The following is a 26,429-nucleotide window of genomic DNA, read 5'->3' as shown; positions in this document are numbered from 1 at the left end:
CGCTCTTTATTCGATATTCTGCACCTGTTCACGAATTTTCTCAATCTCCGCCTTGAGATCGACCACCATCTGGCTGATGGTGAGGTTGTTCGACTTGGAGCCGATGGTGTTGACCTCGCGGTTCATCTCCTGAATCAGAAAGTCGAGCTTGCGCCCGACGGGCACATCGCTGCCGATCATGCTCAGATACTGCTTGAGGTGGCTGCGCAGGCGCACCGTCTCCTCGTCGACCGCGATCTTGTCGGCATAGAGCGCCACCTCGGTCAGAATGCGGCTGTCGTCGATCTGAGTGTCGCCGAGCAGCTCTTTGACCTTTGCGTAGAGGCGGCTGCGGTAGTCGGTCAGTGTGTTCTGGGACTGGGCCTCAATTTTTTCCAGCACCTGCTCAATATAGGCTTCCCGGCTGAGAAGATCCTGATACATACGCTCGCCCTCGGCGGTGCGCATCTGCATAAACGAGGAGATCGCCTCGAGCGCCACCTGCTCCACCTCGCACCAGAGCTCGTCGGCGTTTTCCTCCGCGCGGACCACGGTGAAGATGTCACTGTAGCGCGCGACGCTCATGACCGAGATGTCGTCTTTGAGCCCGAACTCGCTCGAGAGCCGCCCGAGCGCGTCGAGATAGCTTCTCAGCAGGGAGGTGTTGAGCTGGATGTCCGCATCTGGTCCCTCGACGACATTGACCGACACGTAGACGTCGACCTTGCCGCGGCTGATGTATTTCTGGGTGAGGGTCTTGAGCTTCTCTTCGAGAAAACCGTAGATGCGCGGCGCACGGATGCTGAAGTCGAAATAGCGGTGGTTAACCGATTTGATCTCCACCGTGATGTCCTTGCCACCCACGAGCGCCTGCGCTCTACCGTAGCCGGTCATACTTTTGATCATACTTCTCTTCGCGCCCGCGCGGCGGACGCATCCTCTCCATCTGTTTTTGGGTTCCCTTTCTCTTCCAAATCCTGCAAGGGAACAACAAGTTTATTTTACCCGCATCCGGCCGCTTTGTCAAACCGCGCCGCAAAAGAAAACGCGCCCGGCGGTTGTCCGCCGGGCGCGCCGTGAGATCACTTAAGAGTCCTGTGAGAAGCCGTGCATGAAACCGCCGAGCTGCGTGCTGCAAATGTCGCCGCCGATTACCTTATCTTTGTAGATGAGCACATTTGCGACCACCGTACCGGCGTCGGCGTCCGGGTAATTGGTCACCTCATAGGTGTAGCGCTTGATGCGTTTGCCCCTATATTTGGTCAGATCGAAATCCTGCTGCTTTTGCAGCTGATTGTAGTTCTCGTAGACGTCGTCGAACTCCTTTGGCACCGTCACCTCCACAATCTCGGCGGGCTCGCTGACAACCTCCCAGCCGTACTGATTCAAAAAGGCGATGCGGTCGGCGTTCTCCTTGATGCGCGTGGTCTTGATCTTGGCGACGGGCGCCGTGTCCTCGCGCACATCCTTCGGCATCAGAAGCCACACGAGCCCCACGACAAGCAGCACCGCCACGGCGATGATGGCAATTAATTTTTTCTTCCCCAGCTTCATTGAGATGACAAACATAGCATTTGGCTCCTTTTTGACTATTTTGGCTCTGAATCATATTTATGTATCCCCCGCGCCAAACATGCCAAAAAGAGCAAAATGAAAGAGACCCGGGCCGCCAAAACCGGCCCGGGTCCAAAATTCATCTGTTACTCCGCTTCGAGAAGTTTCTTTCTCTCCTCCACAACTTTCTGCGCCACATTCGGCGGAGCCTCCTCATAGCGCTCAAAGGCGAGCTCAAAGTAGCCGCGAGCCTTGGTGATGGAGCGCAGATCCGTCGCGTAGGAGTGCATCTCGGCCATCGGCACCTCCGCCTCGACCTCCTGCAGGCCGTCGTGGGCCGGATTCATGCCGAGAATTCTGCCGCGGCGCTTGTTGATGTCGCCGATGACGTCGCCCATGTTCTTATCCGGCACATAGGCTTTCAGATGGCCGATCGGCTCGAGCAGCACGGGGCCGGCGTTCGGCAGGCCGTTTTTGAACGCGAGGCCGGCCGCAACTTTGAACGCCATCTCCGACGAGTCGACCGGGTGGTAGGAACCGTCGACCAGCGTCGCCTTGAGGTTCACCACCGGATAGGCCGCGAGCACGCCCGCCTTGACGCAGTCGCGCAGACCCTTTTCCACCGCCGGGAAGAAGTTCTTCGGAACCGCGCCGCCGAAGACCTTCTCCTCAAAGACGAGCTCCTCGCTCTCGGGGCAGGGCTCAAACTCGATCCAGACGTGGCCGAACTGGCCGTGGCCGCCCGACTGTTTCTTGTGTTTGCCCTCGACTTTGACTTTCTTGCGGATGGTCTCACGGTAGGCGGTGATCGGCTCCTCGAGATCGACTGAGGTGCCGAATTTGGATTTCAGCTTCGAGACGATGACGTCGAGATGCACGTCGCCCATACCCGAGATGAGCTGCTGCTTGGTCTCCTTGTCGGTGACAAAGCCGAGCGTCGGGTCCTCCTCGAGCAGGCGCTGCACGCCGGAGGAGATCTTCTCCTCGTCGCCTTTCGCCTTGGGGATGATCGCCATGGTCAGGCAGGGCTTCGGGAAATCAATTCCGTGCAGGGTGATCTCATGGCCGGGCGCGCAGAGTGTGTCGCCCGTGGCGGTGCCGGCGAGCTTTGTGACCACGCCGATGTCGCCGACGCCGACCTGCGGCGCCTCAACCTGTTTCTTGCCGCGCACGAAGTAGCACCGGCCGATCTTCTCGTTTTGACCGGTCCGGGTGTTGACCACCGAGCTGTCGGGCTTCATGACGCCCGAGAACACCTTGAAGTAGGACATCTTGCCGACGAACGGGTCGGCAACGGTCTTGAAGACGAGCGCCGCCAGGGGGCCGCTCTCGTCCATTTTGAGCTCCGTTTCGCTGCCCGCTTTGTCGAGCACTTTCTCACTCGCGCGCTCATCGGGCGACGGGTAGTACTCCACCAGCATGTCGAGCACGTTTGAGACGCCCTCCATCTTGGTGGAGATGCCGCAGACGACCGGGGTGATCGACCCGTCGAGCACGCCGGCCTTGAAGCCCTTGACAATCTCCTCGCGGGTGAAAGGCTCGCCCGAGAAGAACTTCTCCATAAGCTCCTCGGAGGTCTCGGCGACCGCCTCGTTGATCATGTTGGTGAGCTCTTCGATCTTCTTGTTCATCGCCTCGGGAACCGGCACTTCGCTCGGCACGCCGTCCTTGTACTTTTTGGCCTTGAGCGAGAGCAGATCGACATAGCCGACGACCTTTTCCTCCTCAATGATCGGAATCATGACCGGGCAGATGGACACGCCGAACTTCTCGTGCAGCTTCTCGAGCGCGTGGTAGAAATGCGCGTTCTCCTCATCGACTTTCGACACGAACACGAGCTTGGAGAGCTTCGCGTCCATCGCGACTTTCCAGGCTTTCTCCGCCGATACGCCGACGCCGGCCTTGGCCGAGATGACGATGAGCGCCGTCTCGGCGACGCGCGCGCCCTGCTCCACCTCGCCGACAAAGTCGTAGTAGCCGGGGGTGTCGATGAAGTTGATTTTACAGCCCTTGTATTCCACCGGCGCCACCGCCGTCGAAATGGAGATTTTACGCTTGACCTCTTCCGGGTCAAAGTCGCAGACCAGATTCCCGTCGGCCGCTTTGCCCAAACGGTCGGTCGCCTTGGTTAAGAACAGCGCCGCCTCCACCAGAGTGGACTTTCCGTCGCCACCTCGGCCGAGCAGACAGACATTTCGCAGGTTCTTAACAGGATATGGTTTCATCTCTTTCTCTCCCTTCAAAAATAGGTAATACAGATAGGACTTCGTAGCTCGTCATTTTGCACAGTTAGAGTTGTTCATTTTGCACAATTTGATGACTCCTATGCATAAAATTATAATCGCGCATGTCCAAAAAATCAACTTAAACCGGCGATTTTTCCCCACCGGCCTGTGAACTTTATACAAAGTTCACGAACCGGGCCCCCACATTCCGTTACATCTGCCAAAAGGGCGGGGCTGAAAAAAGCGCCAAAGCGAAGATTTTTCGCTTTGACGCTTCTATTTCTATGCGGCAGCACCGCCGTTTAGGACAACCACTTTGTAATGCGGCTCACGAGCAGCGCCGGCAGACTCCACAGCACGCCGAAAAAGAGCAGAATCGCCGGGTCAAAGAGTTCAAAGCGCCCGGTGAACGCGATGAACCCCACAAGAACCACACCCATGACGATGCTCAGCAGACAGCAGAGCCCCGTGATGGCGAGCGCATTTTTCAGCCGCAGGCAGCCGGACGCCGTGCGCAGGAACGTGGCGTAGTCGCGCGTGATGGTCACAATCGAGATGTCCGATCTCTCGACCGCCTTGCGCTCCTCCTCGACGATCTCCGCGTTGAAGCGCGACGGAATCAGGCGTACACAGTCGGCGGCGAGGCCGAACTTCTGCGCGACAAACTCAGCCGTGACGACCGGGTCGTTGGTCTTGACGAGCAGATTGACCCCGCCCGAAACAAATTTTCGAAGGTACCGGCGCATGATGGGGCTCACCTGGTAGTGCAGGCTCAAGAGCGCCGCGAGTTTGCCGTTGATGGCGACATAGACGGGGCTTTTGCCGCTGTCGAGCACGCGCCGGTCGAGGTTGTCGTTTGGTACGGGCACCTTGTTGTAGGCCATGAATTCGCGGTTGCCCACGAGCACCACGGCCCCCTCGATAAAGGCGAGTATGCCCCGCTCGTCCTGGTATTTGATCTCGGTGACGGGGCGCAGCAGCTCCTCGCGCCCGTCGATGATGGAGAGCATGACCGATGACAGCGGCCCGTCGAGCGCGCGGAAGATGCTCGCGGCGCTGACAATCACCTCGTCGATGCGGGCCGAGCCGTACATCTTCGTGCCGGTGAGCACCACCGACTCGGGCGGAAAGAGGTCGTTGTCATTGAGAATCATCTCGTCGAGCCGCGAGAAGCTCTCAATGGTGTCGTAGCCGATGATGGCGGCGCCGCTCGACTTGATGCGCTCGCTCACCGCGGCAAAGGGGGCGCGCAGGGCAAAGGCCCCGTTGACCGGCGCGATCAGACAGAGTCCGCCCGCGAGGCACACAAGCATGCCCTGGACGTCTCCTGTGCCGATGCCGCAATACAGCCCGATCAGCACGGCCGCGACCGCGCAGAGGATGCCCGCAGCCGCGCCGAGGACGCCGACCGGCGTTCTGGCAAAGGACTTGGCAAACACATTTTTCAGCACGCTCTGCCGCTGGCGCAGGGCTATGCCGATGGTCTCGTCCGGACTGTCGCAGAGCTTCTGCTTGAGCTGCTCATCCCCGACGGTCGTCGCGACCGTCTTGTTTCCGGGCATGGTCGCGATCTTGTAGTCGGTGCGCACCTTTTTGAGATACTGCACGCGCGTGTGGTAATAGCAGTAGACGGACAGTGCCGGCACCGCGCAGTACAGCAGGCGCTCGGGCTGCGGGTCAAAAAGCCCGACGGCGATCTGGCAGAGGGCCGCCGCCGCCGCGAGCAGCACGCCGAGCTCAAAGCCCGGCCGGCCGTGTGCGAGCTCGCGCAGCGGTTCGGCAAAGCCGCCCGCCGTCACCGCCAGAAAGAGGCCGTAGAGAATGGCGTTGATCAGCGTAAAGAGCCAGGGGTTCTCTGCGAGGGAAATCGCCTGCGGCACGTAGCAGAACGCTCTCGTCTGTGAGACGCCGAGCCACAGCAGCGGCAAAAGCAGCAGCAGCGCCACCGCGCGAAAGCCCGCCATGCGCCTGAGCTTGTGGGAGAGCTCGCGGATGACCGCCTCACGGTCAATGTCCTCGTCGTATTTGTAACTGATGCTGCGCCGGGGCCGCGGCTCGCGCCGGCGGCGCTCAAAGAGCGGCTCGTCGTCATCCTCCTGCTCGATGTCGTCAAACTCCGAGAGCATCTTGCGAAACAGGCCGCGCGTCGGCGGCTCCTGCGGCTCATCGGGAAAATTCAGATAGCTGTCAAAGGTGAGCTCTTCAATCTCCTCGTGCGGCTTCTCCTCCGGCTCGGGCTCGGGAATGGCCACCCGGAAAGCTTTCGACTTTTTGGGCAGTTCCGGCGTGCCCTCGAACGAGGTCTGCACATACTCGCGCACCTCGGCGATTTTTGCTCTCGGCTTCGGGTCCTCGGGCGGCTTTTCAGCCGGCCTCTCCATCGTGGCGACGGCCCGGTGCGAATGCTCCTCCCCGGGCGGCACAAACTCCAGCGTGTCGCCGGATGCGCCCGGCGCCGCTTCAGCGGGGGTACGGCTCTCCTCTGCCGGCTCTGCGGTCTCGGCGCCCCGCGTCGCCGGGGCCGGCTTTTTCTTCTCCTGCCTGGGCGCCGGGGCCTGCTCCTGCTTCGCCGGCTCCGGGGCGGGAATGGGGATTCCCGTCGCCTGCTCGACAAAGCGCACCAGCGGCACCGGCTCCACGGCGCCGGTCTTCTTTCTGGCGCGGTACTCGGCGAGCATCGCGTCGAGCTCGGCCGGATCCGCCTTTCTCTCACCGGAGGCGGAAACATCCGGAATTCCGTATCGTTCTCTGAGTTCTCTTCTGTCCTTTGCCACTTCTAACTCCTATTTCACGCCGCGCTGGCGCACAATTTCAAACAGCACGATCCCCGCGGCCACAGAGGCGTTGAGGGAATTGACCCGGCCGCCGAGCGGAATGGAGACCAGAAAGTCACACTTCTCGCGCAGCAGTCTGCCGATCCCGCGGCCCTCTGAGCCGATCACAACGGCCGCGGGGCCACTCAAGTCGGTCTCATAGAGACTCCTCTCGGCGCCGCCGTCGGCGCCGTACACCCACAGGCCGCCCTGCTTGAGCTCGTCGAGCGCCTGGGCGAGATTGACGGCCTTTGCGATCTTCATGTGGAAGACTGCGCCCGCCGAGGCCTTGGTCACCGCGGGGGTGACGCCCGTTCCCCGGTGCTTTGGAATGATGACGCCGTGCGCACCGGCGCATTCGGCTGTGCGGATGATGGCACCGAGGTTGTAGGGGTCTTCGATCTCATCGGCAATAACCACGAGCGGCGTCTCTCCCCGCTCGCGTGCAAGAGCGAGAATGTCGGCAATCTCGCAGTATTCGGTCTGCTGCAATGTCGCCGCGATGCCCTGGTGAGTCTTGATGCCGCAGAGAAAGTCGAGCTTGACACGGTCGCACTCGGCGACCACAATGCGCCGCTCGCGCGCAAGCGCCAGAATGCGGATGATCGAGCCCTCTTTCTCGGTTTTGGAAACATAGATCTTCTCAATGGCGGCGCCGCCCTTGAGCGCCTCGAGCACGCCGTTGCGGCCCGCGATCACGCCCTCGCGCGTCTGGTTGACCGCCGTGTCTGCACGCGTGCCTCTCCCCGCTGCGGGTCTTTTCGCATCCATAGTCTCGCACCTTTCCTCTGTGTAATGGATATACCATGAACGCGGAGCCCACGGTACAAAACGGCTCTGCCTGCCCGCTGACCCGGTTTCCCGCGCAGGCAGCACAGCCTGAATAGGGCAGCTTTTCGCAGCTCTGGCGACGCGCAGCTCCGGCGACGCGCAGCTCCGGCGACGCGCTGCTCCGGGGCTCACAGCAGTTTCCCCACGCCTGCAAAAGAGCGGGCCAGGTCAAATACAGCAAGCCGCTCTGCCGTCGTGGTGTCATATAGCCATGTTTTCAACCGTCCCGCTGGGACCTCCCCCGCAAGGGGCGAGAGCACGGCCAGGGTTTCATGTGATAACTGCTCTGCGGTCGTAGTGTCATGCGGCCATGTTTCCAGCCGTCCCGCTGGGACTGCCCCGCAAGGGGCGAGAGCACGGCCTGCGTTTCATGTGATAACCGCTCTGAGGTCGTAGTGTCATGCGGCCATGTTTCCACCGTCCCGCTGGGACTGCCCGCAAGGGGCGGGAGCACGGCCTGCGTTTCATGTAATAACCGCTCTGCGGTTATTATAGCATGTTTCCGGTTTCTTTGAAAGCTCCCGCGGGGCGAAAAAGTCCGGCTTCCAACATGTGGAAGCCGGACTTGCATTTGAGGGATTTTTCTTTCATATAAATAGAACATCCGCCCAAAAGGAGGGGATTTCATGTGCAGAATCGTCGATCTGCGAAGCAAGGAAGTCATCAACATGAAAGACGGGTCGCGGCTCGGCTACATCTGTGACGTCGAGATCGACGTGTGCAGCGGCAAGCTCACGGCCATCGTCGTACCGGGCGCGCCCAAATTTTTCGGTCTCTTCGGCCGCGAGGAGGACATCGTCATCTCCTGGGATGAAATCGAAAAGATCGGCGAGGACATCATTCTGGTCTTTGTCGACCTGCCGGAGCGCTGTACCCGCAAGTACAAAAAGTGGAAGCGCGAATAGAGGGCCGTAAGAAATTTTTTCTTACGGCCCTCTTTTTTACTGCTACACACAGGCGTCTGTGGGCGGCTCCGCCGGGAGCCGCCCACGGTCATCCAAGAGGCCTCCAAAACGCCGCCTGCAGAAAGCGGCCGGCGCTCAGGACACTTTTGTCCGCTCCTCCAGAAAGGCCGTCAGCTGCTCGAGTGTCGGGTAGGAGGGAAACGTCCCCTGCACCCCGACCGAGTAGGCCGAAAAGGCGTTGGCGAAGCCGCAGGCCTCCGGCAGACTGCTGCCGCCGATGAGCTTTGCCGCCACCGCCGCGAGAAAGCCGTCGCCCGCGCCCGTGGTGTCGACAACCGGCGCTTCCACCGCGCCGTGGCGCCAGACCCCACCCGGACTGCGGCAGAAGCTGCCGTGTCTGCCGAGCGTCATGATGACCGAGCCCACCCGGTAGCGCTCCATCAGGCGCGCCGATATCTCCTCAAGGCGGGCCAGACAGTCGGCGTCCTGCGCCAGTCCTGCCAGCTCGAGCGCCTCGTGCTCGTTGACAATCAGCACATCGATGTAGGGCAGCTCCCCGAGGGGCCGCTCCGGTATCGGGCTTGGGTTGAGAATGGTCGTCATGCCCATGCCGTGGGCCGTCTGCGCACCGAAGAGCGCCGCCTCCACATTGATTTCAAAGCCGGTGATAAAGACCTTTGCGCCCGCAAAGCGCCCGAGCGCTGTGAGAATTTCCTCCCGGGTGAAATCGGTGCTGGTGTTTCGCGTCACAATCATGTTCGCACCCTCGTTGTCAATCATGACAACGCCCGTCGAGGTGCGAAGCCGCTCGCTTCGCAGCAGCGCGCTCACGTCGACACCCGCCTCGCTCATCCACTGCTCGCCGAGATCCCCCCAGATGTCGCAGCCCACCTTGCCGAAGAACGCAGTGCTCACACCGAGCTTCGCCAGGGCTATGGCCACATTGGAGCCCTTTCCCCCGTCGCGGTCATTGTCCCAGCTCAGCGCGCGTATGGTCTGGCCGGGCCGCGGGAACTGACTGACCCGCACATACTGGCCGACGCCGTGGCTGTGAAACACCACGGCCTGCACCGGATTTGCCATCGGCTCACCACCCCTCCTGCAGCATGCTCTTCTCATAGCTCTCAAGCGGGTGGGTCGCGGTGAAGCGGTCCATCGCGAGAACACAGTTTGCAACGCGATTTGTCATGAGGGTCGCCGGGTATTCCAGCGTCTCACCGGAGAAGAGCAGCACCCGCACGACCGTCTGTTTCCACGCGCCGGTGGCGATCATGAAGACCACCCGCTGGGTGTTGAGCATGGACTGAAAGCCGATGGTCAGGGCCATGGGGGGCACGAGGTCGGTGTTGCCGCCCCAGCGGCGGTGGCTCTGGGTGACGATGGTCTCATCGGTGATCTTGACCACCCTTGTCTTCGAGCGCGCGTATTCGTCGGCAGTGATGGGATAGTAGGTGTCGCGCGGGGCTTCATTGAACGCGACCAGCCCTTTAAAGCCGACGCCCGCCCAGACGGTGTCCACCCCGCCGATCTGCTCGATCCTGCGGTCGAGCTCGTCGAGATCACTCAAATTTGGCCAGACCCGCTGGCTCTCGGGCACGGTGAGCTCTGCGGGCAGCTTCTCATAGAAGAGATGGTCCATGATCCCCCGCAGACAGGCGTGGTGGTTGCCATAGGGGTAGGGGCGCCCGTTCCAGTCGAGCCACTCGTCCATGTGAAAGACGTGCAGGTTTTTCAGACTGATCCGGTCGCGGACAACCCTCTCGACAAAGGTCTCATACTGCTGTCTCGGACCCGCCGGGAGCACCCATCTCGTGATTTCGCCGCGGCGGTTGTTCTCGGCCACCTCATCGGCCATCATGTTCCCCACCAGCTTCATGACGTCGGCCGGGGTCTGCTCTATGATGACGCGGCCGATTTTGCGCTGCGGATGATCGGCGAGCTCCTCCATCGGGATGCTGCACCAGCGTCTTCGTTCGCCGCTCTCCCATTCAAATTGCATACCGTTCCCTCCTTAAGTTTGCGTTCTGTAAGCCCATCATAAGGGATGACAAACTAAAATGTCAATAAAATTTTAGTATTTTCTCTCTATTTTTAATAAAATTAATCGGCGAATTTTTTTCAAGAACCAAACTTCAATTTTCTTGACTAACCAAGCAGATGTGATATAATTTAGTAAAATTCTAAAACATATGCCGCAAAGTGCGCACGGGAGCGGCCATTGCCAACCGCTCGGGAGCTCACGCCCCACGGCGCTGCTCAGCTTCCGCCGACATGCCGGCGGCCTCTCCGGTGCGCAGTCAGCAAAAATCCCGATAAAATTACAAAATAATGAGGTGCAAGGGATGAATCTCAAAGACATCGCGAACCGCGCGGGCGTTTCCTCTGCGACCGTGTCTATGGTGCTGCACAACAAGGGCGGCGTCAGCAGAGAGACCAGAACCAGAGTGGAGGCTCTGCTGATCGAAAACGGCTACACCATTGATTCCAAGAGCGAAAACGGCGAGAAAGGCGGCCGGAACATCCGATTTCTCAAATACAGCCTGAGCTCCCATCTGGTCGACGAGAACCCCGGGTTTATCTCGGCGATCATCGACTCGGTTGAGCGCGAGTGCCGCCGGCTCGGCTACAGTCTGACCATGACGGCTTTCCGCCAGAAGGCGACCGGAGAGATCTTCGAGAGTCTGCGGCGCGAGCGGCCCGACGGCGTCCTGCTGCTCGGCACGGAGTGGACGCCCGCCGACTGCCGCTATCTCGAGGGGCTCGACATCCCGCTTGTGGTGCTCGACAACGACCTGACCAATCTGCCCTACAACTGCGTCACCGGCAACCCCTACTCCAACATCGTCACGGCCGTACGCTATCTCAGCTCACGCGGCCACCGGGAAATCGGCTATCTGCTCACCACCGAGCCGTCCTGCAACTGTCTTGAGAGCTACCGCGGCTACCGCGACGCGCTCACCGAGCTCGACATTCCCTTTGACGAGCAGCTGGTCTACGAAGTCAGCCCCACTTTTATGGGCGCCTACCACTCCATGCGCGACCATCTGGCCGCCGGGCGGTCGGTGCCGAGCGCGCTTTTGACCAACAACGACAATCTGGCTCTCGGCACCATGAAAGCCCTCAAAGAGGCGGGGTACCGCATCCCCGAGGACGTGGCTCTCATCGGCAGCGACGACACGGCCGCAGCCGCCATGGCGGAGCCGCCGCTGACTTCCATGCACCCCGACTGCCGGCGCATCGGCATCTGGGCGGTGCGGCTGCTGTGCGATCTCATCGAGTATCCGGACTCGCCCACCACAAAAATGCGTCTGAGCTCCTACCTGGTGGAGCGAAAGAGCACCGAGAAGTAGTGGTAAAACATTTTTATTAAATTATTTTATTAAAAGCTCGGCTTATGCCGGGCTTTTTTTATAAAATTTTTTCAAAAAATTAGTAAAAAATCATTGACTTACGAATGCAATTCGCATATATTGGAGGTATCAATAAGGTTGCTCTTTTCCATTTACCGCATTTAGTTTGCACGGGACGGAGGGATAGCATTGAACCAGAAATGGTTACAGATGCGGGGGATCAGCAAGTTCTTCCCCGGCGTCAAGGCTCTGGAGGACGTTGATTTCTCGGTGGACCGCGGCGAGGTCGTCGCTCTTCTCGGGGAGAACGGCGCGGGCAAGTCAACGCTGATGAATGTGCTCGGCGGCATCTACCGGGCGGACGGCGGCGAGATTCTCATCAACTCGCAGCCCGTATCGATCCGCAGCGCGTCGGACGCGCAGAGGCTTGGCATCGCGTTCATCCATCAGGAGCTCAGCCTGTTCAAGCAGCTGCCCATCTACGAGAACATGTTCATCGACAATCTGGTTCGCCGCCGCGGCTTTCCGCTGTTCATTGACCGGCGCAGCATGAAAAAGCGCGCCGCGCAGATGCTCGAGGAACTCGGCGTCAAACTCGATGTCAACCGACCGGTCGGCAGTCTTCCCGTCAGCCAGCAGCAGATCGTCGAGATCGCCGGCGCGCTGCTCAAGGACGTCGGCGTCATCATCCTCGACGAGCCATCCACCTCTCTTGCCAATCACGAGCGCGAAAAACTCTATGAGCTGGTGCGCAAGCTGCGCCGTGACGGCAAGGCAGTCATCTACATCACCCACGACCTCGATGTGGCCATCCAGCTCTGCGACCGCGCCGTGGTTCTGCGAGACGGAAAAAACGCCGGCGACCGGTCCTGTGCGGAGCTGACCAAGCAGGATGTCATCCAGATGATGATCGGCTCGAGCAGCGGCAAGAGCTTTCACAAGTCCGAGCGCTCACCCGACCCGTCGGACATCGTGCTCGAGGTCTCGCACATGAACTCTCAGAAAGTCTTCGACGTATCGCTGGAGCTGCGCCGCGGCGAGGTGCTCGGGCTCTACGGCCTCGTCGGCTCGGGCCGCACCGAGCTCATTCAGGCCATCTATGGACTCGACCGCACGGCGGTGGGCGAAGTCCGGGTGGAGGGAAATCTTCTCAGGAAGCGAAACCCTGTCACCATGAAGCGCAGCGGCATCGGCTATTTGACCGAGAACCGCCGCGACGAGGGGCTCTTTCTCACCCTCGGCATCGACCGCAACATCACCATCACCGATATCGGAAAGATCCTCTCGGGGCCTTTCAACCATGTCAGCCGCAAAAAGTCCGATCAGATCGCGCTCGACACCATTGAGCGCCTGCGCATCCGCACACCCGGTCCACACCAGGCCGCAGGCAAGCTCTCGGGCGGCAACCAGCAGAAAGTCATCATCGGCAAGTGGCTGCATCTCGACCCGCGCATCCTCATTCTCGACGAACCGACCAAGGGCATTGACGTCGGCGCCAAGGAGGAGATTTACAAGCTGATCAACAGCCTGGTGGACAACGGCATCTCGGTTCTTCTGATCTCCTCCGAAATTGAGGAGATCATGGGGCTCAGCGACCGGATTCAGGTTATGTGCGACGGCCGCATCAGCGAGAGCCTCGACGCCGCCACAGCCGACCAGCAGACCATATTACGCTATACAATGGGGGATCGCCGTGAACTCGTCAGCTAAAAAGATCGGCCTGCCGCCGGTCGCGGATTTCTTCATGCAGCACGGTGTAAAAATCGCGGTGCTCATCTTCATCATCGTCATGGGCTTCACCGAGAGCAGCTTTCTGTCGGTGAGCAACCTCTCAAGCATCCTCTCGGCGTCGGGCACGACCTATCTGTGCGCCACTGCCATTTCGATGGTCATGTTCACAAACTGTCTCGATCTGAGCATCGGCGGCAACGTCTACCTCTGCGCCGCCATCGGCACCTGGCTCAACCGCCAGGGGTGGAACACCGCCTCTCTGATCGTCGCGATGCTGCTCGTCGGCACTTTCTGCGGACTTCTCAACGGGCTGATCTCGGCGTCGCTGAAAGTCTACCCCATGCTCAACACCATCGCGACGGGCTATGTCTTCCGGGGGCTCGCGTTCATCTTCACACGCGGCGCTCTGGCCCACATGCCAAAATCGTGGAACAACATCTCTCTTGTCTCCATCGCCGGCGTGCCCATCACGGTCTTTCTGCCCATCATCGTGGTGTTTCTGCTGCACATCTTCATGATGAACACGCGCACGGGACGCCACATCTACGCAGTGGGCGACAACGTGAAGACCGCCCGTGAGCGCGGTATCAATGTCTTCGGCATCAAGACGCTGGCCTACACCATCAACGGTCTGCTCTGCGGTCTGGCCGCGATTCTGCTCAGCTCCCAGGTGATGAGCGTGCCCTCCTCGATGGGGGTGGGGCTTGAGAACACCTCCATGCTCGCGGCGGTGCTCGGCGGAGTGAGCTTTGCCGGCGGCAAGGGCAAACTCTTCCCCGGCGTCTTCTTCGGCGCGCTGCTCTACGCCACCGTCTCAAACGCGATGGTGCTGCTGCAGGCCAACGCCTATCTCTACAACGTGATCTACGGCTGTGTCATCCTCGCGGTGATTGTGCTCGAGGTGGTGCGCAGCCAGGGCAGAAAACAACTCGCATAAGAATTTTTCCGGCGGCTGCGCCGGAAGCAAATAAAAACTGCGAAAAGGAGTCTGAATCATGAAGAGATATCTTGCGCTTTTGCTGGCAATCCTGATGGTTTTGTCGCTGGTGGCCTGCACACAGGAGCAGAGTCCGGACCCCGGCACAACCAATCCCGGCACAACCAATCCCGGCACCACGGATCCCGGGACTGACGAGCCCGGCGAGAAAAAATTTAAGCTCGGCCTCTCCTTTGCGTCGCTTGACGCTCTCTACTTCCAGGCGCAGAAAGAGCGCGCGGAGCAGGCCGCCGAAGAGCTCGGCTTCGACCTTGTTGTGACCGTTGCCGACAACGACTCGGCAAAACAGCTTCAGCAGTGCGAGAATCTGCTGACACAGAATGTCGACGCGCTTCTCTGCGTGCCGGTTGACAACGCCGCCATCGTCTCCGTAGTCGACTCCTGCAAAGCGAAAAACGTCCCCTACATCGCCGTGGCCCGCATGCCGGCGGAGATGGAAAATGTCACATTCGGCGCGCAGGGCGAAAACTACACCAGAGCCATTGAGTCCGCCAAGCTCATCCGCCAGGTCGCTGACGACATGGGCAAGACCGGCACCATCAAGGTCATTGAGATGATCGGCAACATGACCGACCAGGCCGCTGTCGAGCGCCACGAGGGCTTCAACGACGCCGCTGCGGAGTACAACCTCGAGATCGTCGGCACTGTCAACACCGAGTGGGACACCGAAAAGGCCTACAACCGCTTCAACGACCTGCTTCAGGTGGTCAAGGAGTTCGACGCGGTCTACATGCCCTCCGACATGCTGATTTCGGGCTGCTTCTCCGTACTTGACAAGGAGGGGCTCTTCTATCCCGTGGGCGACCCGAATCACATCATTGTCTGCGGCACTGACGCCGACGCCTACGCCATTTCTGAAATTTACAAGGGCAATCTCGACTTCTCGGTTGCGGCCGATGCCTTTGACGTCATCATGACCTCCATTGAGACAACGCTCGAGATCCTCGAGGGCAACATGCCTGACGAGCAGATTCACATTGTGCCGACTTCGTGTGTCGCAACCTGGAATGTCAAGGAGATTGTGGAAAACAAGTCCACCTGGGGCACTTTGAATCTCGACGAATATCTCGATCTCGACTGATCTGCGGATCGCAACACTACCAAATTAAGGCGGGGGAACTGTTATGGAACGTCTCAAAGAGAGAGTGAAGCAGAGCTTCATCGACAATCCGGTCATTCTCATGCTGTGCGCGATGGTCGTGGTCCTGATTGCCACGGTTCCCTCGTTTCTGTCGTGGGGCAACATTGTCAACATCATGAAGCAGATCTCTCCGACCATGATCGTCGCCATGGGAGTCACCTTTGTGTTCATCTCGAATGCCAAGGACCTCTCGGCCGCATCCAATATGGCCTTTGCCGCCGTCGTCGCAAACCTTGTGATGATGCGCATCGGCGGCACCATGGGCACTGTATTCGGCCTCTTTGCCGCAGTGCTGGTGGGGCTGCTGTTCGGCACCATCAACGGCTTTCTGGTCGCGAAGCTTCAGATCAATCCCTTTATTGCGACGCTGGTCACCTCTCTGATCTTTGAGGGCGTCGGCCTTGTCGTCACCGATGCCCAGACACTCAGCTATATGCCAAAGTGGCTTCTGATGATCGCGCGCACCAACATCCTGGGGCTCCCCGCCATGATGGTCTTTGTCATTGTGGTGTATCTCATCGGCTCCTACGTGCTCGGACACACGGGCTTTGGGCGCTGTCTCTACGCCGTCGGTACCAGCCGCGACGCCGCCTTTCTGTCGGGCGTAAACCCGGTCAAGTACAAGATGATCGCCTACTGGATCTGCGGCGTCTGCGCGAGCGTCGGAGGCATGATGCTCTCCATCCGGCTCGGCGCAGCCTCGCAGGGCATGACCAAGACCGTCATGCTCGACATCATCAGCGCCGTTCTCATCGGCGGGGCGAGCATGTCGGGCGGCAAGGGCTCTCTGCTCGGCACCGCCTTCGGCGTGGTCGCGCTCGGGCTTCTGTCAAACGGGCTCGATCTGCTCAATGTCGAGTACAATGTGTTGACCATCATCAAGGGGTTTATCATCCTGATTGCCGTCGTGATGGACGCATTCAAGGAGAGGACCTCCGACCGGCGGCTCATCCGCCTGATCAAACAGGAGCGCGCGCCGGCCGCCCGGAAAACCTGACTTTTTCTCCACTCATATAAGCCCCAAAGCAAAACGGCCCGCAGGCAAAACCTGCGGGCCGTTTTCTTCCACTTTCTAATAGAACTCCTCTTTGAGGCTGCGCATGAAGAGCTTTGAGAGAATCTCTCTCGGGTCGCGCCCCCCGTGTACCACGGCTGACACCGCGCGGCAAATGGGCAGATCAATTTCATAGCGCTCGCCGAGCGTGAGAAGAGCCCTGGTTGTCCGAACGCCCTCGGCGAGCTCGTCGTAGGGCTCGCCGCGCACAAAGGCCTCGCCGAAACGACGGTTGTGGCTGTAGGCCGAAAAGACCGTCGCCTCAAAGTCCCCCAGGTGGCTCAGACCATAGACCGACAGCTCGTCTCCGCCCATCGCGCGGATGAGCCGCGCAATCTCGCGCGGGCCGCGCGAGATCAGCGCTCCCTTAAGCGAAGTCAGCCCGAGGCCGTCGAGCATGCCCGCCGCGATGCCGATGACATTTTTCGCCGCGGCGCCCACCTCGTTGCCGATGAGATCCGCCCCGTAGTAGAAGCGGATGAGATCGCTGGAAAACGCCTCGACCAGGCGGCGCCTGAGGCCGTCGTCGTTCGCGTCGATCACCATGCAGTTCGGCACACCTTTGACAAAGTTCTGCACGTGGCCCGGGCCCACCCACACTGCCGTCTCGACGGGGCCGAGCACCTCGGCCGCCACCTCGCTCAGGCGCAGGCCGGTCCCCTCCTCGATGCCTTTCATGCAGAGAACCAGCGGCTGGCCGCGGTGGTGGCCGCGCAGTCTCGCGAGCAGCTCGCGCAGGTTCTGGGAATTGATGGATATTGCAAGCACCTCGGCATGGGCAACCGCCGCGGCGAGGTCGCTTGTGATCTCGATTTTGGAGTCAAAGGTCAAAATGCCGTTTTCCCGCGACGCACGAAGATGCTCGAGGTTCTTTGACCCCTCGCGCCCCCAGAGCGTCACCTCGTGGCCGATGTGATTGAGATACCAGGCGATAAACGAACCCCACCTGCCGCATCCCAGAACAGAAACTCTCATATGCAATCCCCTTTGGAAATAGTATAGACCGCCGCCCTCTATTTTAACACATCCGGTGCGCCGCTACAATGCGCGCGCCAAAAAGCCGGCGATTCGACGTTTTTCAAAAGCAAGTTTTTCTTGACAGCCCGTGGCCCGTGAGTTAGAGTATTCATGCAGTCGGCGCACAGCCGTCTGTATTTCGTTACCGACATGTTAGCAAAGGCTAACGCAGGAGGACTGCCATGACATTGGATCATCTGAAAGTCGGTCGAAGCGCCGTAATCAAGACGGTCGGCGGCAGCGGCGCGCTGCGCCGCAGGCTTCTCGACATGGGGCTGACGCCGAAGACCAGAGTCACCTTACATAAGACCGCGCCGCTCGGCGATCCGCTCGAGCTCAACTTACGCGGCTACTCGCTGACCATACGCCGCGACGACGCGGCAAATATCGAAGTGGAAGAGGTGAAGTGAGATGGTTTTCGCTCTCATCGGCAACCAGAACTGCGGCAAGACCACCCTCTTCAATCAGCTCACCGGCTCCAACCAGCACGTCGGCAACTTTCCCGGCGTGACGGTTGAGAAAAAGGAGGGCCGCGTGCGCAAGCACCGCGACGTCACCATCGTCGATCTGCCGGGCATCTACTCGCTGTCCCCCTACACGTCGGAGGAGGTCGTCACCCGCGACTTTCTCACAGTCGACCGGCCGGACGGCATCATCAACATTGTCGACGCGACAAACATCGAGCGCAACCTCTACCTCACACTCCAGCTCATGGAGCTGGGCATCCCCATGGTGGTGGCGCTCAACATGATGGACGAGGTCCGCGCAAGCGGCGGGACCATCGACATCGAAAAGCTGCAGGCCGAGCTCCAGATTCCGGTGGTGCCCATTGCGGCCTACAAAAACGAGGGTGTGGGCGAGCTTGTCGAGCGGGCCATCAAGGTCGGCGAGGAGCACATCGCCCCGAAAAAGGTGGACTTCTGCACCGGACCCGTCCACAAGGCCATCCACTCCATCGCCCACATCGTGGAGGAAAAGGCGCGCCAGAAGCAGATTCCGGTGCGCTTCGCGGCGACCAAACTCGTCGAAAGCGACGAGCCCATGATCCGCGCGCTCGCGCTGACGCAAAACGAGCTCGACATCCTCGGCCATGTCACCGAGGAGATGGAGCAGGAGCTCGGCACCGACCGGGAGGCCGCGCTCGCGGATATGCGCTACGAGTTCATTGAGAAACTGGTGGCCGACTGCGTCATAAAGCCCACGCAGTCCAAAGAGCAGATTCGCTCCGAGAAAATCGACAACATTCTGACCCACAAGGTCTTTGCCATACCCATTTTTCTTCTGATCATGCTCACCACGTTCTGGCTGACGTTCAACGTGATCGGCGCGCGGCTCTCGGCTCTGCTGTCTGTGGCGATCGACTCGCTGACGGGGCTCACCTCGCGGGCGCTCGAGGCCGCCGGGGTGAGCACGTGGATGCACTCGCTTCTCATCGACGGCGTGTTTGCGGGAGTCGGCAGCGTGCTCTCTTTCCTGCCGACGATTGTGGTGCTCTTCTTCTTTCTCTCTCTTCTCGAAGACTCTGGCTACATGGCGCGCGTCGCCTTTGTCATGGACAAACTGCTGCGCCGCATCGGCCTGTCAGGGCGCTCCTTTGTGCCGATGCTCATCGGCTTCGGCTGCTCGGTACCCGCCATCATGTCCACGCGCACGCTCTCGAGCGAGCGCGACCGCAAGATGACCATCATGCTCACCCCCTTCATGTCGTGCAGCGCAAAAATGCCCATCTACGCGGTGTTCACAGCGGCTTTCTTCCCCCGATACCAGGCCTTTGTGATGATCGGCCTCTATGTGACCGGCATTGTCGTCGCCATTCTCGTGGGGCTGCTTCTCAAGAGCACGCTCTTTCGCGGCAATCCCGTGCCCTTTGTCATGGAGCTGCCGGTCTACCGGCTGCCGTCGCCGAAGAGCGTCGTCATCCACATGTGGGAAAAGGCAAAGGACTTTCTCGTCAAGGCGTTCACCATCATCTTCATGGCGACCATCGTCGTGTGGTTTCTGTCCAATCTCGACTTTCGCTTCAACCTTGTCACGGACAACTCCAAAAGCATGCTCGCCTCGCTCGGGCGGCTGATCGCACCCATCTTTGAGCCGCTGGGCTTCGGCGACTGGCGCGCCTCCACGGCGCTCATCACCGGGCTCACTGCAAAGGAGACGGTGGTCAGCACTCTCGCCATTCTGACCGGCGCCGGAGACAGCGCCCACCTGATCCCCCTGCTCGGGGAGATCTTCACTCCGATGGCCGCTTTCTCCTTTCTGGTGTTCACGCTGCTCTATATGCCCTGCGTCGCGGCGATGGCCGCAGTGCGCCGCGAGATGGGCAGCAGCCTCTCGGCGGCGATGATGATGGCCTTTCAGACCTGTGTGGCCTGGCTGGTGGCGCTCTGTGTCTACCAGACGGGCTCCGCCTGGATCGCGCGCGGTCTCACGTTCGGTCCGGCAGACGCGCTGCTCGCGGCGCTGCTGATTTCGCTCGTCGTTCTCGCCCACAGCTTCTTGAAGCGGCGCCGCAAAAAGGGCGGCTGCGGGGCGGGCTGCGCAGGCTGCACCGGAGGGTGCGCCTCGTGCGACAAGGCGTCGGACTGCGAAAACATTCGAAAATAGTGATTTTTCCCAAAAGGCACACTCACAGAGTGTGCCTTTTTGTTTTGGGGATCTCTCACCAATGCAGTGGCTACTTAATATACTACTAATAACGCGCGGCTTCGCGCGCACTGCTTTTGAAATGAGGTGATTTCCCTGCAGGAACTTCTCAATGTCGCCGATCTCTCGCTGAAATACCAGTCGGCAAACGGGGAGATTGACGCACTTGACCATATATCCTTTTGCATCAATGAGGGCGAATTTGTCAGCATTGTCGGCCCGAGCGGCTGCGGCAAATCCACCCTCCTGTCCATTCTCGCGGGGCTTGTTGCGCCGACTCACGGCAGCGTCGCCATCTCCGGCGAGCCGGTGACCGGCATCAGCAAAGACATCGGCTATATGCTGCAAAAAGACAATCTTCTCGACTGGCGCACCATCTACAAAAACGCGATTCTCGGGCTCGAAATTCGCCGTGAACTCACCGAGGAGAATCTCAGCTACGTTGTCGAACTGCTGAAAAAATACGGGCTCTATGAGTTCCGTGACAAATATCCCCCCCAGCTCTCGGGCGGCATGCGCCAGCGGGTGGCGCTGATTCGCACCCTCGCGGTGCGGCCGAAAATTCTGCTGCTCGACGAGGCCTTCTCGGCGCTCGACTACCAGACCCGCCTCGCCGTCACCGACGATGTCTACCGCATTCTGCGCGAGGAGAACAAGACCATGCTCATGGTCACCCACGACATCCCCGAGAGCATCAGTATGGCCGACAAGATCATTGTTCTGTCGAATCGCCCCGCGCACATCAAACAGATTCACACGCTCGAATTCGACATGCCGAACCGCAGCCCTCTCACCTGCCGTGAGCACCCGAACTTCAGCAAATATTTCAATATGATTTGGAGAGAACTCGATGTACACGTCTGATCAATCCGTCTCGAAAGAGAGGCGCGAGTACCTCCGGAGCAAAAAGCGCAGAAAGCGGCTGATTCTCACCATACAGATCTCTCTGCTCGTGGGCTTTCTCGCCCTGTGGGAAGTACTCGCGCGCATCGGCGTCATTGACAGCTTTGTCATGAGCCAGCCCTCCCGGATTCTCGCAACCTTTTTAAACCTCTCGCAGAACAATCTGCTTTTGCACGTCGGCGTCACCGTCTATGAGACGGTCGTCGGTTTTCTGCTCGGCACCATCCTCGGCACTCTGTGCGCCATCGCGCTGTGGTGGTCCGACTTCTTCTCCCGCGTGTTTGAGCCCTATCTGGTGGTGCTCAACAGTCTGCCCAAGGTGGCTCTCGGCCCCGTCATCATCATCTGGGCGGGCGCCGGCACCCGCGCCATCATCGTCATGGCCCTCGCCATCTCGCTGATTGTCACCATTCTCGAGGTGCTCGGCGGCTTTTCGGCTACCGACCGTGATCTGATCAAAATGGGGCGTACCTTTGACGCAACACGGCGCGAGCTCTTCACCAAGATCGTCTTTCCCTCAAACATCCGCACCATCTTCAACTCCGTCAAAATCAGCATCGGCCTGTCGCTGGTCGGCGTCATCTCGGGTGAATTTCTGGTCTCCAAGGCGGGACTCGGCTACCTGATCGTCTACGGCGGCCAGGTCTTCAAGCTCGACCTGGTCATGGCGAGCGTCATCATCCTCGCAATTCTGGCGGCGGCTCTCTACCAGATTGTGCGCCTGGTTGAAAAAATCGTCTTAAAGCGCCTGAGCCATCAACCCTAATTCGTCTTCACCGCCCCGCCGGGGCGTGAAAGTAATCGACGGCGCTGCCGTCCATCCGAAAGGAGAACCCACATGAAAGCAAAAGTAAAAATTCTCGCTCTCACTGTCTGTCTGGCACTCATTTTGACCGCGTTTGCCGGCTGCCAGAAGAAAGAGGAGAGCCGAACGGTGAGACTCGCCGAGGTCACCCACTCCATTTTCTACGCCCCGCAGTATGTTGCCATCAACGAGGGGTACTTTGCCAAACGCGGCATCGACATTGAACTGTCCAGCGGCGAGGGCGCCGACAAGGTCATGGCGGCCGTGCTCTCCGGCGGCATCGACATCGGCTTTGCGGGCCCCGAGGCCTCCATCTATGTCTACAACGAGGGCCGCGAGGACTACCCGCGCGTCTTCGCCCAGGTCACCCAGCGCGACGGTTCTTTCCTCGTCGGCCGCGAGGACGGCGACTTCCAGTGGAGCGATCTCAAGGGAAAGGTGCTGCTCCCCGGGCGCAAGGGCGGCGTGCCCTATATGACCCTCTGCTATGTACTTAAGCAAAACGGCCTGACGCCGGGCGTCGACATCACGCTTGACGACTCGGTTCAGTTTGCCGCCATGGCCGGCGCTTTCACCGGCGGCACCGGCGACTACGTCTCCCTCTTCGAGCCCACCGCCTCCATCATTGAGCAGGAGGGCCGCGGCCACATTGTCGCCTCCATCGGCGCGGAGAGCGGCGAGATTCCGTACACCGCCTACTTTGCCAGCGGCAGCTACCTCGAGGAGAACAGCGACCTTGTGCAGGACTTCGTCGACGCCATCTACGAGGGACAGCAGTTTGTCGCGACCCACACCGCCGAGGAGATTGCAAAGGCCATTGCCCCCTCTTTCCCCGACACTGACATGGAGCTTCTGACAGCCGCCATCCAGAACTACAAGGACATCGACGCCTACTGCACCGACCCGATTCTGGATCAGGAGCCCTTTGAGCGTCTCCAGATGGTCATGACCGAGGCCGGAGAGCTCGTAAAGACCGCCCCCCACGACAAACTGGTCGACAACAGCTTCGCCGAAAAAGCCGTCAAAAACGGCAAATAGTCCACCCGAGGAGAGGGACGCTTTTGCGTCCCTCTCTTTTTGCGCCGGCCTTTACCGGCTCTCCGATCCCGCTTTTTGGCAACGCCTCCGCCCGCCGGCAGGTCAGTCTCCCCGCAGCAAGTTGTGTTAAAAAACAAGCTGCCTCATATATATGTAAAAAACACCTGTTGGGGGAGAGCGCTGTGAATGTGTTTGTCATACGGGGAAAGAGGCTGATTGCGGCTGTCACCGCCGTGGTTCTGACCGCTGCGCTGGCGGCGGTCTTTTTTCAGAGCCCTGCGCGGCGGGAGGAGCCTGTACCGGAACTTGAGTGCGACTGCGGCGCCGAGAGCGACAGCCCGGTGCTCCACGAGGAGAAGAGCTACATCAAATGGGTGGACTTCGACATCCCGTCGAGTCTGCTGGAAAAGGCCATGCGGCTCGACATCGACACCTACGGCACCGACCGGCACGTGAGCTGGATTGACATGCTGGCCTATCTCGCCTGCAAGTGCGGCGGCAATTTCAAAGCGCACAGGACAAAGGACTGGAAAGCCCTTGTGCAGAAGCTCGACGAGGGCCAGACCATGGAACAGCTCGCCGCGGACATGGAGTACTACAGCTACTACCAGGAGGCCTACACCGCCATTCTGGGGGGATTTCTCGGCGAGTTTGACATCGAGCTTGACGACCCGGAGCACCCCGGCGAGAAGAAGTGGATGCACCAGTACGGGCTCAAGGCCTACTCCCCCATCGCCGAGGGCTACTCCTACGGCGACTATGACGATTTCGGCTCGTCGCGCTCCTACGGCTACAAGCGCCGCCATCTCGGGCACGACATGATGGGCAGCGTCGGCACGCCCATCGTCGCGGTGGAGAGCGGCATTGTCGAGGCGCTCGGCTGGAACCAGTACGGCGGCTGGCGCATCGGCATACGCAGCTTTGACACCAAACGCTACTACTATTACGCCCATCTGCGGCGCGACCACCCCTATCAGAGCGGGCTGAGCGTCGGCAGCGTGGTGCAGGCGGGCGATGTGATCGGCTACCTCGGCATGACCGGCTACAGCCAGAAAGAGAACGTCAACAACATCAACACCCCGCATCTCCACTTCGGCATGCAGATCATCTTTGACGAGTCGCAGAAAGAGGGAAACGGCGAGATCTGGATTGACGTCTATGACATCACCCAGCTTCTCAAAAAGCACCGAAGCACCGTTGCCAAAGACGAACAGACCAGAGAGTACACCCGCGTCTACCGGTTTCGCGACCCGGTCACGGGACACAGCTGAAGAGAAAAGGGACGGCTCTGCGCCGTCCCTTTTCTCTTACTGTGAGGAATATATGAAAGTTTGAAATCGTTCGTCTCAGACAAGCGCCCCCTGGAAGGCGAGCACTTCCTCCCGCGTTGGAATCGACGGCGCCGCACCCGGACGGGACACGGCGATGGACGAGGCGATCGACGCGCGGCGCAGCGCCTCGTCGGCTGTGACCCCCTGGGCGACAGACGCCACAAAGTAGCCGCAAAACGTGTCGCCGGCGGCCGTGGTGTCCACCACCGGCACATCGTAGATGCCGTGGGCAAAGCGGTTTTCCCCGTCGTAGTAGAGCACGCCGCGCTTGCCCACTGTCAGCACGACTGCCGCGCGCGGAAAGCGCTTTTTGAGCCCCTGCAGGATCTCCTCGTCGGTCTCGCCGCCCCCGGCGAGCGTGGCGCCCTCGATCTCATTGAGGATGAAGTAGTCCACAAGCTCCAGCGGGTAGCTCTCACAGAGCTCCCGGGTCACCGGCGAGGGGTTGAACACAATTTTCATACCGCGCTCATTCGCGCGCCGCATGATATAGCCGACCTCATTGATTTCGTTTTGCAGCACCAGAAAGTCGCCCTCGCCGAAGTGGGCGAGCACCCCGTCGATGTAGTCGCGGGTGAGCTGATGATTGGTGCCGCTGTGTACGATGATGCAGTTTTGGCCCTTGTCGTTGATCTGGATGAGGGCGTGACCGCTCGGGCCGTCAAGCGTCTGAAGATAGCTCAGATTGACGCCGCTCGACTCGAGCATGCTCTTGAGCTCGCCGCCGTCGTTTCCGACGGCGCCGGCGTGGTAGACAGGCTCCCCGGCGCGGGCCACGGCGATGGACTGGTTGAGTCCCTTTCCGCCGCAGAAGAGGTCATAGCTCTGAGCGAGAATGGTCTCGCCTGCCTTGACAAAATCGTGTACATGATAGGTCTTATCGTTATTGAGTGAACCGAAGTTGAGAATCTGACTCAAATTCTCTCCTCCTCCTTTCTTACTTTAGCCGTACTCCCGCGCACCTGAAGCGTGGGTTCAAAGCGGATGTGCCGCTGCAGCTCCCCCTGGGGGACGCCGTTTATCAAATCGACCAGCTCGTTGACGACCTGCGTACCCATCTCAAAGACAGGCTGCCGGAGAGTGGTCAGCGGAGGCTGGATGATTTCCGAGAAGAAAATGTCGTCAAATCCCACGACCGAGAGATCGTCGGGAATGGACAAATTGAAATTGTGCACCTCGCGGTAGATGCCGAACGCCATCATGTCGTTGAATGCGAAAATGGCCGTGACATTCCTGCCCAGCAGATAGGGCAGCGCCGTCGCGCCGCTGCCGGGCTCGTAGTCTCCCTCAAAGATCAGCGCAGGGTCATAGGGGATTCCCGCCTCCTCCAGAGCCTGCTGGTAGCCGAGCAGGCGATCATCGGAGGTCGTCAGACCGGCGGGACCTGACACACAGCCGATGCGGCGGTGGCCGAGATCAATCAGGTGGCGGGTCGCGAGATAGCCGCCCTTTACATGGTCGAGCGCAACGGAGAAGATGTCTTCGCTGCTGATCATGCGCCCGAGCGCCTCGGAGTAGATCGCCCGGTTGCCGATGACGCGGTCCATTGTCATAAAGCAGACGCCGCTCTGCAGCAGCAGATCAATGCAGGCGCGCTCGTCGTCGGGGTCCGTTCCCGCGCTTCGGGTGAAGATGATGCCGTCGACGCCGCGGTCTATGAAGACCCTGATGTAATCCAGGTCTCGCTTGGATTTGTTGTTGGTGTTGCCGTAGATGAGATTGTAGCCGAGCTTGCGCGCGGCCACCTCAACGCCCTTGGAGAGCTCGGCGAAAAACACATTGCTGTTGTCGGGAATGATCAGGCCGAGCGTGTTGCTCTTTTTGGTGACAAGACTCACCGCAAGCCGATTCGGCCGGTACCCGAGTTCCCGAACGGCCTCCATGATCTTGTCGCGCGTTCGCTGGGGGATGCTGACCCCCGGCTTGTTGTTGACCACCATGGAGACGGTTGAAATCGAAAAACCGGATTTCTTTGCTACATCCTTGATTGTCGCTCTCACTGTGATCCCTCAAAACTACTAAATCGTTTTAGTTTATCGTTTATCTTGAGAGTACCATCCCCCTTGGGGAAAGTCAATTGTTTCGCGGATTTTTTCAGCCAAACAGGACGTT

Annotated in this window: 22 protein-coding genes; 12 read left to right on the top strand and 10 right to left on the bottom strand. The window is 59.8% G+C overall.

Features of this window, described 5'->3' with window-relative positions:
* Positions 1–6: 6 nt before the first annotated feature.
* From H8695_RS09750 to rlmB, 5 genes are all read right to left on the bottom strand, one after another.
* A complete protein-coding gene (locus tag H8695_RS09750; protein ID WP_249301072.1) occupies positions 7–885 on the bottom strand; it encodes a YicC/YloC family endoribonuclease in 879 nt (292 codons plus the stop codon).
* A gap of 180 nt (positions 886–1,065) precedes the next feature.
* The gene (locus tag H8695_RS09745) at positions 1,066–1,548 is read right to left on the bottom strand and encodes a DUF4830 domain-containing protein (protein WP_249301070.1); all 483 of its coding nucleotides are present in this window, start codon (positions 1,546–1,548) and stop codon (positions 1,066–1,068) included.
* Between the two features lie 131 nt (positions 1,549–1,679).
* A complete protein-coding gene (locus tag H8695_RS09740) occupies positions 1,680–3,758 on the bottom strand; it encodes an elongation factor G (protein WP_249301069.1) in 2,079 nt (692 codons plus the stop codon).
* A 302-nt stretch (positions 3,759–4,060) separates the two neighbouring features.
* A complete protein-coding gene (locus H8695_RS09735; RefSeq protein ID WP_249301067.1) occupies positions 4,061–6,532 on the bottom strand; it encodes a hypothetical protein in 2,472 nt (823 codons plus the stop codon).
* Between the two features lie 9 nt (positions 6,533–6,541).
* Complete coding sequence (gene rlmB / locus H8695_RS09730; RefSeq protein ID WP_249301065.1) at positions 6,542–7,342, bottom strand: 23S rRNA (guanosine(2251)-2'-O)-methyltransferase RlmB; 801 nt, start codon at positions 7,340–7,342, stop codon at positions 6,542–6,544.
* 686 nt (positions 7,343–8,028) lie between these two features.
* On the opposite strand from rlmB, the gene H8695_RS09725 reads away from it, so the two are divergent.
* Entirely contained in the window at positions 8,029–8,307 is a 279-nt protein-coding gene (locus H8695_RS09725; protein ID WP_249301063.1) for a YlmC/YmxH family sporulation protein, read from the top strand.
* 135 nt (positions 8,308–8,442) lie between these two features.
* Here the strand turns inward: H8695_RS09725 and H8695_RS09720 are convergent, their stop codons facing one another.
* Complete coding sequence (locus tag H8695_RS09720) at positions 8,443–9,390, bottom strand: ribokinase (RefSeq protein WP_249301061.1); 948 nt, start codon at positions 9,388–9,390, stop codon at positions 8,443–8,445.
* Positions 9,391–9,394: 4 nt separating this feature from the next.
* Complete coding sequence (locus tag H8695_RS09715) at positions 9,395–10,306, bottom strand: 6-phosphogluconolactonase (protein ID WP_249301059.1); 912 nt, start codon at positions 10,304–10,306, stop codon at positions 9,395–9,397.
* 343 nt (positions 10,307–10,649) lie between these two features.
* On the opposite strand from H8695_RS09715, the gene H8695_RS09710 reads away from it, so the two are divergent.
* The 5 genes from H8695_RS09710 to H8695_RS09690 all read left to right on the top strand — a co-directional run bounded on the left by H8695_RS09710 (position 10,650) and on the right by H8695_RS09690 (position 16,523).
* On the top strand, positions 10,650–11,657 hold the full coding sequence (locus H8695_RS09710; RefSeq protein WP_249301057.1) for a LacI family DNA-binding transcriptional regulator: 1,008 nt from the start codon (positions 10,650–10,652) through the stop codon (positions 11,655–11,657).
* Positions 11,658–11,846: 189 nt separating this feature from the next.
* Positions 11,847–13,367 (top strand): sugar ABC transporter ATP-binding protein, encoded by a 1,521-nt coding sequence (locus H8695_RS09705; protein ID WP_249301055.1) that lies wholly within the window; start codon positions 11,847–11,849, stop codon positions 13,365–13,367.
* Positions 13,351–14,325, top strand: a complete 975-nt coding sequence (locus H8695_RS09700) for an ABC transporter permease subunit (protein WP_249301053.1) — start codon at positions 13,351–13,353, stop codon at positions 14,323–14,325. Before H8695_RS09705 ends, H8695_RS09700 begins: the two co-directional genes overlap by 17 nt.
* A gap of 58 nt (positions 14,326–14,383) precedes the next feature.
* The gene (locus tag H8695_RS09695; protein ID WP_249301051.1) at positions 14,384–15,466 is read left to right on the top strand and encodes a sugar ABC transporter substrate-binding protein; all 1,083 of its coding nucleotides are present in this window, start codon (positions 14,384–14,386) and stop codon (positions 15,464–15,466) included.
* A 43-nt stretch (positions 15,467–15,509) separates the two neighbouring features.
* Positions 15,510–16,523 (top strand): ABC transporter permease, encoded by a 1,014-nt coding sequence (locus H8695_RS09690; protein WP_249301049.1) that lies wholly within the window; start codon positions 15,510–15,512, stop codon positions 16,521–16,523.
* Between the two features lie 75 nt (positions 16,524–16,598).
* Here the strand turns inward: H8695_RS09690 and H8695_RS09685 are convergent, their stop codons facing one another.
* Entirely contained in the window at positions 16,599–17,555 is a 957-nt protein-coding gene (locus tag H8695_RS09685; RefSeq protein ID WP_249301047.1) for an NAD(P)H-dependent glycerol-3-phosphate dehydrogenase, read from the bottom strand.
* A gap of 224 nt (positions 17,556–17,779) precedes the next feature.
* Between H8695_RS09685 and H8695_RS09680 the strand changes: the two genes are divergently transcribed.
* The 6 genes from H8695_RS09680 (at position 17,780) to H8695_RS09655 (ending at position 24,257) form a co-directional block, all read left to right on the top strand.
* Entirely contained in the window at positions 17,780–18,007 is a 228-nt protein-coding gene (locus tag H8695_RS09680) for a FeoA family protein (protein ID WP_249301045.1), read from the top strand.
* Position 18,008: 1 nt separating this feature from the next.
* Positions 18,009–20,201 carry a ferrous iron transport protein B gene (feoB, locus tag H8695_RS09675; protein WP_249301043.1) on the top strand — a complete coding sequence of 731 codons (2,193 nt, stop codon included), beginning with the start codon at positions 18,009–18,011 and terminating at the stop codon, positions 20,199–20,201.
* A 135-nt stretch (positions 20,202–20,336) separates the two neighbouring features.
* Positions 20,337–21,104 carry an ABC transporter ATP-binding protein gene (locus tag H8695_RS09670; RefSeq protein WP_249301201.1) on the top strand — a complete coding sequence of 256 codons (768 nt, stop codon included), beginning with the start codon at positions 20,337–20,339 and terminating at the stop codon, positions 21,102–21,104.
* Entirely contained in the window at positions 21,091–21,909 is an 819-nt protein-coding gene (locus H8695_RS09665; protein WP_249301041.1) for an ABC transporter permease, read from the top strand. Before H8695_RS09670 ends, H8695_RS09665 begins: the two co-directional genes overlap by 14 nt.
* 72 nt (positions 21,910–21,981) lie before the next feature.
* The gene (locus tag H8695_RS09660; protein WP_249301038.1) at positions 21,982–22,986 is read left to right on the top strand and encodes an ABC transporter substrate-binding protein; all 1,005 of its coding nucleotides are present in this window, start codon (positions 21,982–21,984) and stop codon (positions 22,984–22,986) included.
* Between the two features lie 182 nt (positions 22,987–23,168).
* On the top strand, positions 23,169–24,257 hold the full coding sequence (locus tag H8695_RS09655; protein WP_249301036.1) for a M23 family metallopeptidase: 1,089 nt from the start codon (positions 23,169–23,171) through the stop codon (positions 24,255–24,257).
* Positions 24,258–24,332: 75 nt separating this feature from the next.
* On the opposite strand, the gene H8695_RS09650 is transcribed toward H8695_RS09655, so the two are convergent.
* Entirely contained in the window at positions 24,333–25,235 is a 903-nt protein-coding gene (locus H8695_RS09650; RefSeq protein WP_249301034.1) for a ribokinase, read from the bottom strand.
* Positions 25,232–26,317, bottom strand: coding sequence for a LacI family DNA-binding transcriptional regulator (locus H8695_RS09645; protein WP_249301032.1), 1,086 nt, complete (start codon positions 26,315–26,317; stop codon positions 25,232–25,234). Before H8695_RS09645 ends, H8695_RS09650 begins: the two co-directional genes overlap by 4 nt.
* Between the last annotated feature and the right edge of the window lie 112 nt (positions 26,318–26,429).

The organism is Feifania hominis (assembly GCF_014384765.1).
GTDB lineage: Bacteria > Bacillota > Clostridia > Oscillospirales > Feifaniaceae > Feifania > Feifania hominis.
Note: the sequence above shows the minus strand (reverse complement) of the source record. Positions and strands in the feature narration are given on the sequence as shown.